This is a genomic window from Sphingobacterium sp. GW821-FHT03E03 (genome assembly GCF_059420745.1).
In genome coordinates, this window is record NZ_JBWKUH010000001.1 from 300,113 (window position 1) to 314,011 (window position 13,899).

The 13,899-nt window shown below is 40.4% G+C and carries 11 protein-coding genes; 7 read left to right on the top strand and 4 right to left on the bottom strand.

From position 1 onward, the window contains the following. Positions 1 to 144: 144 nt before the first annotated feature. Complete coding sequence (locus AC07UV_RS01230) at positions 145 to 1,122, bottom strand: NmrA/HSCARG family protein (protein WP_495182432.1); 978 nt, start codon at positions 1,120 to 1,122, stop codon at positions 145 to 147. A gap of 104 nt (positions 1,123 to 1,226) precedes the next feature. On the opposite strand from AC07UV_RS01230, the gene AC07UV_RS01235 reads away from it, so the two are divergent. After that, on the top strand, positions 1,227 to 1,604 hold the full coding sequence (locus AC07UV_RS01235; protein ID WP_495182433.1) for a winged helix-turn-helix transcriptional regulator: 378 nt from the start codon (positions 1,227 to 1,229) through the stop codon (positions 1,602 to 1,604). Positions 1,605 to 1,756: 152 nt separating this feature from the next. Here AC07UV_RS01235 and AC07UV_RS01240 read toward each other — a convergent pair whose 3' ends face one another. Further along, positions 1,757 to 2,143, bottom strand: coding sequence for a winged helix-turn-helix transcriptional regulator (locus AC07UV_RS01240; RefSeq protein ID WP_282253823.1), 387 nt, complete (start codon positions 2,141 to 2,143; stop codon positions 1,757 to 1,759). Between the two features lie 109 nt (positions 2,144 to 2,252). Between AC07UV_RS01240 and AC07UV_RS01245 the strand changes: the two genes are divergently transcribed. Continuing rightward, positions 2,253 to 2,855 (top strand): FMN-dependent NADH-azoreductase, encoded by a 603-nt coding sequence (locus AC07UV_RS01245; protein WP_282253822.1) that lies wholly within the window; start codon positions 2,253 to 2,255, stop codon positions 2,853 to 2,855. Between the two features lie 203 nt (positions 2,856 to 3,058). On the opposite strand, the gene AC07UV_RS01250 is transcribed toward AC07UV_RS01245, so the two are convergent. Together AC07UV_RS01250 and dinB are read right to left on the bottom strand one after the other, a co-directional pair. Continuing rightward, positions 3,059 to 5,995 (bottom strand): DNA polymerase III subunit alpha, encoded by a 2,937-nt coding sequence (locus AC07UV_RS01250; RefSeq protein WP_495182434.1) that lies wholly within the window; start codon positions 5,993 to 5,995, stop codon positions 3,059 to 3,061. Beyond that, positions 5,976 to 7,157: a DNA polymerase IV gene (gene dinB, locus AC07UV_RS01255; protein ID WP_495182435.1), complete on the bottom strand. Its 1,182-nt coding sequence runs from the start codon at positions 7,155 to 7,157 to the stop codon at positions 5,976 to 5,978. The genes AC07UV_RS01250 and dinB overlap by 20 nt, the downstream gene beginning before the upstream one ends. Before the next feature lie 508 nt (positions 7,158 to 7,665). Between dinB and AC07UV_RS01260 the strand changes: the two genes are divergently transcribed. From AC07UV_RS01260 to AC07UV_RS01280, 5 genes are all read left to right on the top strand, one after another. Further along, on the top strand, positions 7,666 to 8,031 hold the full coding sequence (locus AC07UV_RS01260; protein WP_495182436.1) for a luciferase domain-containing protein: 366 nt from the start codon (positions 7,666 to 7,668) through the stop codon (positions 8,029 to 8,031). A 1,363-nt stretch (positions 8,032 to 9,394) separates the two neighbouring features. Then, positions 9,395 to 10,291 carry a helix-turn-helix domain-containing protein gene (locus AC07UV_RS01265; protein WP_495182437.1) on the top strand — a complete coding sequence of 299 codons (897 nt, stop codon included), beginning with the start codon at positions 9,395 to 9,397 and terminating at the stop codon, positions 10,289 to 10,291. Positions 10,292 to 10,415: 124 nt separating this feature from the next. Continuing rightward, positions 10,416 to 11,978 (top strand): long-chain-fatty-acid--CoA ligase, encoded by a 1,563-nt coding sequence (locus AC07UV_RS01270; RefSeq protein WP_282253817.1) that lies wholly within the window; start codon positions 10,416 to 10,418, stop codon positions 11,976 to 11,978. 20 nt (positions 11,979 to 11,998) lie between these two features. Then, positions 11,999 to 12,859: a prolyl oligopeptidase family serine peptidase gene (locus AC07UV_RS01275; protein ID WP_495182438.1), complete on the top strand. Its 861-nt coding sequence runs from the start codon at positions 11,999 to 12,001 to the stop codon at positions 12,857 to 12,859. 12 nt (positions 12,860 to 12,871) lie between these two features. Continuing rightward, positions 12,872 to 13,894, top strand: a complete 1,023-nt coding sequence (locus AC07UV_RS01280; protein ID WP_495182439.1) for an alpha/beta hydrolase — start codon at positions 12,872 to 12,874, stop codon at positions 13,892 to 13,894. Positions 13,895 to 13,899: the final 5 nt, after the last annotated feature.

Genomic DNA, 13,899 nt, shown 5'->3' on the forward strand with positions numbered 1-13,899 from the left:
ATTAAACGAATTATAATTCGCTGGAGACAAATTATCATCCGTAGGTATTTGCGGTTTTTTCGAAATTATCACACCTCGAAAAATATGTAGCTATTTTTTGCTGTAATGCTTTCCATCTGAGTTGATGTCTAGAATGAAGTGTAATCAAAACAAAAGTTTTTGACCTTTCCAACCTGTATTGCGAAGAAATTGCTCCCATGTAAAGCTTTGAGGATTTACCTGTCTACTCCATTCCAGATCACGTTCCTTACCGTAATACCCATACTCAATAACGTAACTTGCCATACCCAAAATCTCCCTCACCAAATCATCATTTGCCTCAAATTCTGGAAAGTGTTTAAGCATGTCCTCTTTTGTATGTGCCGAGGCATACTCAGCCTTTTTGCCTGTAACTTTTGTGAAAGTTTCCACTATTTCCCCAGGGGAGATCATATCTCCTACGACTGGAAGGGACTTACCTGAGTATTCAACAGGATTGGAAAATATTTCCAGAACTGCTGCTCCGGTAGCTGTAAGCGGATCAACAAATGGCGCCCGAAAATCTTTGGGTAAATAAATCGGGAACACAAGGCTGTCTCCTTTTACTTGCGGCGTATAAAATTCAAGCAGATTTGTGAAAAAGAAAGCCATGTAAATAAACGAGCTTGTCACGGGCAGCGTTCGGATATATTCTTCGACCCTGGCCTTGTCTGTAAAATGAGGGGCAAACAATTTTCCGCCTGATATTTTATCCACGTTTTCCAAACTGCTGAAAATAACATGCTGTACACCAGCTTCCACGGCAGCATCCGCCAACTCTTTCCCTAATTCAAATTCGTGGGTAGCTGGCGGGGCAATGTTCGGCGTCATCAAGAAAACGCCATAAGAACCCTTAAATACTTCTATAAAAGCCTTTTTATAGCCAAGATCAAGAGGCAGATTCAGCAGTTCAACTCCCTGCTCTGCCAGCCTAATCGCTTCTGCTGAATTGACCCTGCGGGTAATGCCTCGTACCCGATAAAGTCCACTTTCCACAAGTGAACGAGCGGCGCTCAAGCCTTGTTTGCCCAGCACACCAACGACGGTGATTATTGGTCGATCATCGTACTCCAAAGCGTCTTGTTTTTTTAATTTTGATATCATTGTTCATTATTTTAATTAACTATAATTTTTATAGTTGCAAAACTAATTTTAGCAAAGTAGATTTGCAATAACTATCAAAATAGATAGCTGCAAAAAAAAACAAAATGAAAATTGAATGTATCAGTGATTATGTAAAACTGAATGAGAAGAGCTACCCTTGTACGGTAAGCTTGACAATGGATTTAGTGGGTGGAAAATGGAAAGCGGTTATTCTGTATCATTTAAAGGACGAGGCCAAGAGGTATAGTGAACTTCGTAAAGAAATGCCGTCCGTTACAGAAATGACATTGAGCTTGCAGTTGAAACAACTGGAAAAAGATGGGTTAGTGTCCAGGGAAGTATATGGTAAAAAACCTCCTATCAAAGTCATCTATAAATTAACCGATTTTGGTCAATCATTTGTTCCGGTTTTGGAGGCTATTACAGAGTGGGGTAATAAAGCTGTCAGTGAAAAAGGCGAGTTTGTGCAGGCAAAAATATAGCATCCTGTTTCTGTAGGATGATCTTGGACAAGATCATCACTATTTTCATTTCATATCGTAGGCAGTCTGGCAGACAGGAGGTTGGTTTTGAAAAGCAAAAATCAAAAACAACTTCATCATAGAAATATTCATCATAAGCTGACAGTTTAATTTTATTGATTTAAAAATGTTTCTGTCCGAATATTTTGTTTATGCATTTTTCCCCAATCCGAAAGTGCTATAATAACGTTTTTGAGGGTTCTGCTGTAATCTGTGGAAATATACTCTACAACCACTGGCGTTTGCTCAGCATGCACAACTCTTTTGACAAAACCGTTTAATTCAAGGTCTTTCAGTTCATTTGAAAGCACTCGCGCGGAGATCCCCTTAATATTTCTTTGAAGCTCATTAAATCTGATATTCCCGTTTTCCTGCAGAACAATAATAATCTTTAATTTCCATTTTCCACCGATAACATAAATTGCATCTTCAACAGAGGAAAGATTTTCGGAACATTTTGTAGCTGTAATGGGCTCCTCTAAATGAATTGTATTTTCCATGAGATTCGACTTTAAACTAACCTAAAGGTTACTACTAACCTTTTGATTACTACTAACTTTTAATAAGCTAATATACATAATTTTGTTAAAGAAATTTTAACAAAGAAAAATGAAAAACATACTTCACATTATTTCAAGTCCAAGAGCGGAGGTATCTGCAAGTAGAAAATTAGGAATTGCTGTTATTCAAAAAATTCAGGAAAAGTATTCCGATAGCATTGTAAAAGAACGCGATCTTACAAAAAGTAAAGTTCCACTTTTAGAGGAGGTGCATATAAATACGTTTTTTACACCCGCTGAAAATCATTCTGAAGAACAGCAATCAATCAGCAAATATTCGGAAGATTTAATTTCGGAATTAAAGGAAGCTGACATTATTGTCATTGATTCTCCAATGTACAATTTTTCGGTTCCCGCGACTCTGAGAGCTTACTTCGATTTTACTTCAAGGGCAGGATATACTTTCAAATATGATGAAAATGGGCCAAAGGGCTTGTTAAACGACAAGAAGCTTTACATCGCTTTTACCTCTGGAAATATCTATTCGGAAGGCCCTTACCAAATATACGACTCCAATATTCCTTACATCAAAAATATCTTTGGCTTTTACGGTGTTTCTGACATCAGTGTTTTCCGCGCAGAAGGTCTTTCAATTCCCGGAATAATGGAGACATCACTCGAAAGAGCAATCAATAACATTACCATTGATTAATATAAGATCTGATCAGAAATTCATCCTTGTCATTCAAATTTTGACAAGGATTTTTATCTGGCAGAGCAATCAGCGGTTAACAAGAAAATCGCAAATGTATTAAATACAGTTTCTCTCCTGCCGTATAAATGCTAGGATGGGAAGCAATATAATGCTGTCGTACACGCTTTAAGATTTTATATATTCGAATTAACTAAGCTATTTTACTCACTCCTCGGATCGGGTTTTAAAGGCATCTTCGCACAGCGGATAACTTCAATGGATGGACATCCATATTCGACAATGACCTTGCCCTCGATCAGATAGATCCCCGCTCCTCTTAGGGGATATTTTACGAGTGTTTGTGGGAAATGTAGGGTATCAAAGAAATGCCCTTCAGTGTCCAGGAAGGTTCCGAATTTCATCTGGTCGCCACGCTTGGTCTTCACAAATTTCTCACAGACAAAATCGCCGACAACGCGTACAATTTTACCCTTGTGAAAATGGAGTTCCTTGGATGGCATATCACCACGGTAATCGCTTTTGGCAAGGTCAAAGAGCGTCCCTGTCACACAAAAACCAATGAGCTCCATCTCATCGTAATAGTCCTCCAGGATATCTTCTTCCAAAGGAGGAAGAATCGGTTTGCGGCTCTCGGTCTCAAACAGGGCCATACCTACCCCAGCGGGCTTGTGTCTGCTCATCAACAGGTGGGCCTCCCACAGCAATTCCTTCTTCCCTAGCCCCGTAAACCGCAAAGCTCCTACACGGATCAAAATAATAACCTGTTCGAGCCCAACCTGCGTCCTTTTGACAAAGTCCTCCATACTCTGATACATACTATTTCGCTCACGTTCGGCTATAATCCGATGGGCTAATTTCCCTTCCAGATGCTGCAGACAATCAAAACCGAGATAGATATCCTTACCCTGGATCGAGGTATTGAAAATCGACTGATTGACACAGGGCAGGCAAATGGTACCACCAGATACGCGCGCTTCATTGACATAGACCTTACGATTGTAAAAACCACCATAATTGTTCAGTACAGCAACCATAAACTCCAATGGGTAATAGGTCTTGAGAAACAGACTCTGGTAGCTCTCTACCGCATAGGATGCAGAGTGTGCCTTGTTAAACGAGTATCCGGCAAAGCTTTCCATCTGCCGCCAGATCTCCCAGCTGATTTTTTCATCATAGCCTTTGGTTTTGCAGTTGGAAAAGAACTTGTCCTCGATCTCAAGTAGATGGTCTTTGTTGCGATATTTGCCCGACATCATACGTCGCAGCACATCGGAGTCGGCCATATCAAGCCCACCATAGGCATTGGCGATTTTCATTACATCCTCCTGATACACCATAACCCCGTAAGTCTCTTCAAGCTGTTCCTTGAATACAGGGTGTGGATAGACTACTGTGCTGGGATCGTGATGGCGACGGATGTATTCACCCATCATGCCTGAACTGGCGACACCAGGGCGGATAATGGATGAGGCTGCCACCAGGGTCAGGTAATCGTCACAGCGCAGCTTGGTCAGTAGCTGTCGCATGGCCGGGCTTTCGACGTAGAAGCAGCCAATGGTATTGGCTGATTTGAGCTGTGCGGCAATATTGTCGTCCTCGAAAAAGCGCTTTGGATTGTCGGTGTCAATGACAACGCCCAGGTTCTCCCGAACAATGGTGCAGCAATCTTTGATATGGCCGATACCGCGCTGGGAAAGGATATCAAATTTTTCAAAACCGATATCTTCGGCAACATACATATCAAACTGCATGGTGGGTAGCCCTTTGGGTGGATTGTCCATGGCAGAATAACATGTCAGCGGCGCCTCGGAAATCAGTACCCCACTGGCATGAATGGTTCGTTGATTGGGAAAATCGGCCATGCGGTTATACACGCTCAAAATAGTATTCGTGACTTCATTTTTATTGAGCATATGCTCCGGCTCGTGCACCAGTCGGTCGATCTCTGTTTTGGGCAGACCGTATACCTTACCGAGTTCACGTAAGATACTACGCGACCGAAATGTACTCATGGCACCCATCAATGCTGTATGACCGGTCTGATAACTGTTAAAAATATACGCATACATTTCGTCCCGCTCATTCCAGCTAAAGTCGACATCAAAATCGGGTGGACTCTTCCGCTTCGGATTGAGGAAACGCTCAAAAGGAAGGTTGAGGGCTATGGGATCAACATCCGTAATCCCGAGGCAATAGGCCACGGCAGAATTTGCTCCTGATCCACGGCCTACGTAATGAAAACTACGACTACGCGCATGGCGACAGATATCATCGGTAATAAGGAAATAACTCGAGAAACGCAGGTTTTCAATGATTTCAAGTTCGCGCTGGATACGATCGGCAGCAAAGCTATCATTTCGGCCATAACGTCTGATAAATCCCTCCATGCAGTACTTATGCAATAGCTGCTTATCGTTGTAGCGATTGTCGGTAAAGGTCGCTTTATTCTTGACACTAGTAAAATCAAAACTGAAGGAACATTGTCCTAGTATACGGTTGGTATTGGTCAGCAGTTGTGGTAACTCGGAAAATAGTTGCATCAGCTTGACCTTAGCAACAAAGACTTCATCTTCGGCAGCGACCTGCTCCCTTTCCAATTGGGATATCAACAGATTGTTGTCAATAGCTCGTAGTTGCCGATGCAGGGTATAATCAGCTCGGCGGAAACTAACGGGTGCGAAGATCACACAGCGGTCAAGCAGCTTCCGCTCCAGCAGTTGCGCGCGGGTGCGCTCACTTGGGCGGATACCAATGTATTCAAAGTCCCGCAATTGAAATGTATTGATCCGGCTAAAGGGATAGATCACAAAGACCTGTTCAAACTCGGGTGCACACTCGGGTGTGGCGCGGTTTTCCATATTGAGCTTGGTCCGATATTCGTTGATCTCCCGAAATCCCTGTTCGTTCTTGGCGATGGCGATGAAACAAAGCTGATCACCATCACGGAATTCCATGCCTGCAAGGAGATTGAGTCCAGCCTCACGCCCCATTTTAATAAAACCCAGCGATCCCGAACTGTTGTTGATATCGGTCAAAACTGCAGTATCATAACCACCTGCCAGCATCCCCGAAATAAGATCCTGTAGACTCAGTGTGCCAAATCGTAGGCTAAAGTAACTATGTAGATTTAAGAGCATACTCCCCTCCTTTCTCAGGTAACGGTGCACAGATACCTTTCATCAGAAATTCGGCACCATAACGTTTTCGGATCTTGTCCATAGCCTGCATCAGGTTGACTTCGTCGGCACTATCATCAAAAAGATGGGTCTGATAGGAACCGTAGATCAGTCCTGAGAACTTGATCCCGATAAGCCGTATCAGCATCCTGCGGCTATACAGTTTCTTAAAAAGGGAGAGCACAACTTCAGTTAACTTTCGATCGGAGTTGGTATAACCGACCTGCAGCTGCTGGGTATGGGTATCGAAATTGCTATAGCGGATCTTAAGGGTGACACAACTCGTCAGCTTCTGATCTTTCCGCAAATCGAAGGCCAGTGTATCGACCATGCTGATCAAGGTGCGGCGAAGTACATCCATATCGATGGTATCCTGCTGAAAGGTGTTTTCCTTGGACATGGACTTTTGTTCACGAAAAGGTACGACCAATGAATCGTCCAGACCATTGGCTTTACGCCAGATGTTGATCCCATTCTCGCCGAGGACTTTCTGCATCGTGAATACTTCCATCTGCTGTAAGGTTCCGATCTTGGAGATCCCCATATTACGCAGCAGTGTAAAAGATTTATCCCCGACCATGGGGATCTTGCGGATGGACAGTGGAGCTAGAAATCCTTTTTCGGTACCGCCTTGAACTTGCTTTTCGCCACAGGGCTTGGCTGTCCCCGTCGCGATCTTGGAAACGGTCTTGTTGACGGATAATCCGAAGCTGATGGGCAATCCTGTTTCTTTGATAATCCGCTGGCGAAGCTCTTGTGTCCATTTCCAACAGCCAAAAAAGCGATCCATTCCCGAGACATCAAGATAATGCTCATCTATACTTGCTTTTTCAACAATGGGTGTCTCCTCTTCGATAATCTGCGTCACGACACTGGAATACTGACTGTACATATCATGATCTCCCCGCACCACAATCGCTTCGGGACACATACGCATGGCTAGCCGCATCGGCATAGCGGAATGTACGCCAAACTTACGGGCCTCATAGGAACAGGATGCAACTATCCCACGGTCACTGCTCCCCCCTATGAGCACAGGTACTCCAATAAGCTTGCTATTCTGCAAACGCTCGACAGATACAAAGAATGTATCTAGATCACAATGTACTATACTCCTTTCCATGTTTTTCAATTCGCTATCCAGCCGTTCCGAACGACTTTTATTTTCGGTAGTTGCTGTATTCAAAATTACTAATATTATTAGCAAACAATCAACATAAGAGATTGATATAATATATATCACACTCAGGATCAATCAGATAATTTGCATGCTATAGGGATTTAAATACGATTTGTACGGTTGGTTTTTACGAAATAAATTATCGGTATCGTAATTTTTAGATCATCAATCTCTTAAATTCTTACTAAATTGTAAAAAAGATACAAACCACACCACAGTTTTAACTAAAGACCTCATTTTTAATAGACCAGAATAAACGATCAAATACAATGAATTTGAAAGAAACGCTATATAGAGCACTAAATTCCAAAACACTTCAAGGAATTTTAACAGCCAGCATTTTCGCATTCCTAGTGATTGGCTTCTTGTCTTCATTGATGCCCAAAGATGCAGGTATACTTGTTTTTTCAGAGTAATGGAGCATATTAAGTTATTAAGTGAGAGATAGTCTATGTTTTCTTTTGTAGTGAAAGGAGCTAGTTTTTTAAAGGATATCCCTTTAGTCGCCATTATATTTGATAGTCTGATGAGATTTTGGATGTTTTTTACCAAACCCGAATTACTGGATTGGATCGATGAACTGGAAGAAGATGTGGCGCGGATGCCCGAAACTACGATTGGAATACATACATATGGTGGGACTCAGTTTAATTATAAGGGAAGAGAGTTTGCACATGTACACAGTAATGGCTTATTGGACATCTTATTAAATAAAGAGCTAAAACAATCCCTGATGCTTGAAAGAAAAATTAAGGATCATCATGTACTTAAAAATTCAGGATGGATAAGTTTTCACCTTCACAATAAACAGACATAGGCTATGCATGTTACCTCTTGAACATGGCTTACGACCGTGTTAAACAAAAGTAGAATTTTGTATATCATCTAAAGTAATTGAAATAGGTTATAAAGTAGGGAAAACAACCCTCCAATCATAAAAAAATACAATATTTTCTTAATGGCCTATAACTGTCTTGAGAGGAATATTTAAGCATTATTCCCAAGAAAACCAGGCAGATCGCTGCAATATACCTTAACATAATTCATTATTAATTTGAACAAAACCTAATCTAATATTCATAGTTAATCACATTTCTAGTCTTGAAAACGAGATAGTCGTCCAATGCCTGATTTCCAGAAATGTGGATATATGGATTTTCGTTTGAATTGTTTTAGAGCTGGCAGCATGTTTTTAAGGATAAATTGTTATTTTAGTTATGGTATATAAAAAGCTAATCAAGAACCTATACAAGTAAGCCTCTATAGCGAGCAAAAACAAAACTAGATCAACAAACTTATTATGATTTATGGCTCAAATGAACCTATCAATTGAAATATTAAATTATGGACTCCAACTATCCATGGAATTTGGAAAAAATTGGTTAAAACCTATAAATGAAAGGCTGGAAATTAAATTTCCTAATCTAAATAAGCAACAACAGGAAGAATGCAATCTGATCTGCAAGAGGGTACATCAAATTGCACATAACTACGTGGCCGAGAATCCCATTCGCTCCGATTCAGGAGTTGAATTCGTAGCGTTCTACCAATTCAAACAATTTATACTCGCAAAATATAGCTGGCTTTCGACTGCAAATTTACAGCGTCTTTACAGTCAAAGTTGTTATTACGCCAGTAAATAAAAATTTAATCAATAGCGTTCCCCAGTTATCCTGAGATCTGAAAGAACGAAGAGACAATAATCCGTGGATTCACCTTTTTTTCGTTTTTTTTTAAATACTCTTTATCTGCGATATAAATAGGTTTTCGAATTTCACAAAATAGGATCGATTGATCTTTATTCGTAAGCTTAGTTACTTTTATTATTTCTATTTCCTTGTCGCTTTCTACCCTAGCAATTATCTCCTCTAACTCTTCTTTTGTATACTAGAAATAAGCATATAAATCTTCATTTCCAGGGCGTTTAAAATAGATTTCGGCAGCCTTATCCCAAACTACCATGAATCTATGAATTTTCTTCAACATTTCACATCACGACTTCGACCTTAGTTTTGCAATTAGACTACATATATGAATTAATTTGCATCCAGCAGGGACGATCACATACACCGGTGATGAAAATTCTTACTTTTACAACATCTTTTAATCCACTGAAAATGTTTATATTAGCAACAGCAGAATCATTAGCTTAATACCGAAATAAACCAATTGTTAAGAAAATGGAACTTAAATTGCCTTACATCGACCCTGCAGATTTTGCAGCTACATTGACCAACAACTACAGCTTTGGGAATAATTGTGCATGGAACTCGATAAATCTTATGTTTCCAGAAAATGTTGGAGAGGGTGCCCTACAGTTGTATATCCGCAACGATATCCATTATTTTAGAGGGAAATGGAAATTTAAGGAAGAATCTATGTTTATCTCAAAGGATCAAGTGGGCAAAAAAGGATTAATAGATTTTCGCGTCAACAAAAGCGGGCAAATACATTCCGCTTCAATTGAAGGTGACAAAAGATTTGAATGGGAAATCACTGAAGTGGATGGTTTCCGTTTTTTTATTCCTGAAAAATACCTCAATCTCCATAATGGCCGATTTCCAGATCATTTTGAAAAATACTGTTACAATAATAACATCATCAACCTACAGAAGCAAATATTAACGTTGAGTCCGGATGATATTCCCAGCGCAATGTTGTTAGAAAGCAAAATGCTGGAATTCATTTATTACTGGATCGATTATCTGCGTACCGAAGAAATAGATCTCCACTTTGATGATATATCCAATCGGCATCTTTCAGCGATAAATAATGCTCATGAGATTGTACAGAATCATATCAACAAAACGCTCTCAATCAAACTGCTTAGTAGAAAAGTCGGGTTAAACGAATATGATCTTAAGAAAAATTTCAAGAAAATATATGGTTTACCGATTCATCAATACCATATCAAACTACGTCTTGAACAAGCCCGTGAACTTATTAGAACCACAGACCTACCTATTGCAACAATCAGCCAAATAATAGGTTATAGTAATAGAGGGCATTTCTCTGGCTTGTATCAACGTTTTTTCGGCACCTCCCCATTACAAGATAGGCTAAATTCAGCGCATTAAAATACTCCCATTTCGTATCAAAGCATTTCCGTTTCGATACAATACAATTTACTATGTTAACATAACTTTATAACACATTAGGAAACTCCTTTTAGAGTACTTAAAACTAACCAGTTATAAATGTATGTTTAATCTATCTTTAATTCTTGAAGATTCTGCAAGACGCTATGCAAACCATGTTGCTATCTCCGATGGCAAAATAGAAATGAGTTACACGCAATTGAATCAACAGGTAAACCGTCTAGCCAATGCATTAAAAAATATCGGATTAATCTCTGGCGACAAAATCGCGATGTCCGTACCAAATATCATCGATTTTCCAGTGATCTATTATGCTGTACTTAAACTGGGCGCTATTGTTGTTCCACTAAATATTTTATTGAAAAAGGATGAGATCCTATATCACTTGGATGACAGCAATGCAAAAGTATATTTCTGTTACTCGAACGAAGAAACTTTACCTATCGCCGATCAATGTTTTTATGCGTTCAACAAGGCATCTCAATGCACACATTTCATTACACTAGATCAAAATATCCAATTTGTTGACGAACGGATCATGCATTACAACAATTTTATAAAAAGCCATTCCAACGAGTTTACGAGTGCACAGACTGGAGCAGATAACACTGCTGTTTTAGTCTATACATCCGGGACGACTGGCCTCCCAAAAGGTGCAGAACTTACTCATTTCAATCTGTTCTGCAATGCTCAGCTCGTTGCGGATCTCTTTGAAACAAGTAATCGTGACGTACAATTACTGGTATTGCCCCTATTTCACATCTTTGGAATGACAACACTGATGAATGCCGGGATCTATAGGGGCGCAAAACATGTTCTGGTACCTCGATTTGATCCGCAGACTATTATGGAAATCATTGTACAACAAAACATCACAGTTTTTGCTGGTGTTCCTACCATGTATTGGGCGCTACTCAACTTCCACCATCAACAGCTTAGGGACGAAGATATCAGTAACAGTTTACGACTCTGCGTCTCTGGAGGGGCATCCCTAGCGGTCAAAGTATTACAAGATTTTCAGGATCGGTTCAATGTTCAAGTGATTGAAGGGTATGGAATGAGTGAAGGCTCTCCGGTCGTCACTTTTAATGATATCCGTTTAGGCTTCAAGCCAGGATCTATTGGACTCCCGGTATGGGGCGTAGATGTGAAAATTATAGATCAGGATGGCAATACCCTACCGAACTATGAGACCGGGGAACTGGTTTTCAGGGGACATAATGTTATGAAAGGTTATTATAATAAACATACCGCAACAGAAGAAGCCATTGAGAATGGTTGGATGCATTCGGGTGATGTAGCTTATCGGGATGACGAAGGTTTCTACTTTATTGTGGATCGGACAAAAGATATGATCATTCGTGGAGGTATGAATGTCTACTCAAGAGAGATAGAAGAAATTATGATGAAACATCCAGCAATTTCTCTAGTTGCTGTTATAGGTATCCCCGATGAAAAACTTGGGGAGGAAATAAAAGCAGTTGTAGTTCTAAAAGAGCAGGAGGAAATCTCCGAAGATGAGCTGATCTGTTGGACAAAAGATCGTTTGGCGAAATATAAATATCCCCGTGTGATCCACTTTGCCAATGCATTGCCTATATCCGCAACCGGTAAAATTCTCAAAAAAGAACTGCGGGCTGCCGACAATGAAAAATTAAATAAATAACTGACTAAAATATTGTAACAATGAAAAGAAATCTGCTATTACTGATCAGTTTGTTAACCTTATTTGGATGCAAAAGCAGCAAACCTATACAACAGCTCCCTCAACAACAAGAAAGCCGGCTAATGGATGTTGCTTATGGCAAGCACGAACGCCAGATCATGGATGTATTCCTTCCAGCTAAAAGGAATAAAAATACACCTTTTGTCCTGCTGATCCATGGCGGAGCATGGACAATGGCTGGTAAAGAATATATACGAGACTATCAGGATACTTTATTTCAACATGGTATTGCCGTTGTTAGTATCAATCATAGATATGCAGATCATGCGGCTATTCATTATCAACAAATGTTAGCTGATATAGATCAAGCCCTGGATTATTGTATAGCCCATTCCTCGGAGTGGAACACGCGTAAAGATGGTTTTACAATGACCGGGGTCAGCTCTGGCGCCCATTTGGCGCTCTTGTATGGCTATACATCGTCCAAGCGGATTAAAACCATTGTTGAATTTTGTGGTCCTGTCAATTTAACTGATACCACGACACTTGCTTATTCAGAAAAAGTCGGGCTAAAAGATGTCATTGTAAAAATGACAGGGCATACTTATGAATCAGGTCAACCATTGGACATTAGCTTTTACAAGTCTAGTCCCATAAAACACATCAAAGATATCCCTGTGCTGATAGTACATGGTACAGCAGATCCAGTCGTCGACTTCTCACAGTCCCAACAGCTCAACGATTCGCTTTCCAATAGGAAAATTGTGCATGAGCTTGTCCGTATAGAAGGCGCTGGTCATGATTTGAATATGACGGATAAGAACGCTCGAAAACGCGTATACGGAACAGCAATACAATGGATACAACAGTATGGTCACTAAAAATATATATACATGAAAAAGATTATTTTTATCACATGTTTGGTCTTTGTTCATCTCTTGGGGATTCGGGCACAAGATAAGCACACAGTCCGCCCGCTTACTCCTCAAGAAGTAAGTCAGAGACTTCTCCCCAAATACGCTCCATTGGCATTGATGCCCCTCACACAGTTGGACTATGAAAATATCAAGTCCGTAAGGGAGAAAGAAAAGCAATCCACTATACCGCTATTAACCAATGCAGATAGTGTGGAGATAACATATCGCAATGTCCCCGGTTTGAAGGCGGGTGATCCTGACATTCCAGTTCGGATCTACAAACCCAAATACAGTGCTACTGCCCCAATCTTCTTATGGTTTCATGGTGGTGGGTTTGTCTATGGAAATCTGAACGGAGACCATAAGCATTGTGCAAATATGGCAATACGGGGAAAGGTTGTCGTTATTTCGGTAGATTATCGACTCGCACCTGAACATCCTTACCCAGCCGCAGTTCACGATGCGTATGCTGTTTTTCTATGGAGTATTAAGAATGCGAAAAATTTTCAGGGGGATACAACACAAATAGGTTTGGGTGGCGGTAGCGCCGGAGCTGGAGTTGCTGGCAGCATGACTTTATTGAATCGCGAACGAAAGGGACCAAAAATCGCCCTTCAGGCTTTATTTTTTCCTCCTGCAGATATAGATACAAACCACGTTTCTGTACGTGAGCTCTGGCAAATACCAGGCGTGAAAGGAGCCGATATACCCTACCTATTGAAACTGTACATAGGCAAAGATTATGCCTCCAACATCCCTAAGAATGTATTGCCAGGAATGACCGATAATTTCAGCCAATTACCCCCTACATATATCGCAACCTGTGGTGTCGATCCTCTACGTGATGGTGGATTGGATTTAGGTGTTAAACTGATCAAAGCCGGTATTCCAGTAGAACTGCATAATTTTCCCGGTTATCCACATGGTTTATTACCTGATAGGGTATTTCCGGAATTATACAGTTTTATGTATGAATACTTCTATAAATCTATAAAATAATTTTC

What these genes read in the sequence shown, in the direction of transcription:
- AC07UV_RS01280 (WP_495182439.1), top strand. Translation starts at nt 12,872, where the DNA reads ATGAAAAAGATTATTTTTATCACATGTTTGGTCTTTGTTCATCTCTTG.
- AC07UV_RS01275 (WP_495182438.1), top strand. Translation starts at nt 11,999, where the DNA reads ATGAAAAGAAATCTGCTATTACTGATCAGTTTGTTAACCTTATTTGGA.
- dinB (WP_495182435.1), bottom strand. Translation starts at nt 7,157, where the DNA reads ATGGAAAGGAGTATAGTACATTGTGATCTAGATACATTCTTTGTATCT.
- AC07UV_RS01270 (WP_282253817.1), top strand. Translation starts at nt 10,416, where the DNA reads ATGTTTAATCTATCTTTAATTCTTGAAGATTCTGCAAGACGCTATGCA.
- AC07UV_RS01250 (WP_495182434.1), bottom strand. Translation starts at nt 5,995, where the DNA reads ATGCTCTTAAATCTACATAGTTACTTTAGCCTACGATTTGGCACACTG.
- AC07UV_RS01230 (WP_495182432.1), bottom strand. Translation starts at nt 1,122, where the DNA reads ATGATATCAAAATTAAAAAAACAAGACGCTTTGGAGTACGATGATCGA.
- AC07UV_RS01235 (WP_495182433.1), top strand. Translation starts at nt 1,227, where the DNA reads ATGAAAATTGAATGTATCAGTGATTATGTAAAACTGAATGAGAAGAGC.
- AC07UV_RS01245 (WP_282253822.1), top strand. Translation starts at nt 2,253, where the DNA reads ATGAAAAACATACTTCACATTATTTCAAGTCCAAGAGCGGAGGTATCT.
- AC07UV_RS01240 (WP_282253823.1), bottom strand. Translation starts at nt 2,143, where the DNA reads ATGGAAAATACAATTCATTTAGAGGAGCCCATTACAGCTACAAAATGT.
- AC07UV_RS01260 (WP_495182436.1), top strand. Translation starts at nt 7,666, where the DNA reads ATGTTTTCTTTTGTAGTGAAAGGAGCTAGTTTTTTAAAGGATATCCCT.
- AC07UV_RS01265 (WP_495182437.1), top strand. Translation starts at nt 9,395, where the DNA reads ATGGAACTTAAATTGCCTTACATCGACCCTGCAGATTTTGCAGCTACA.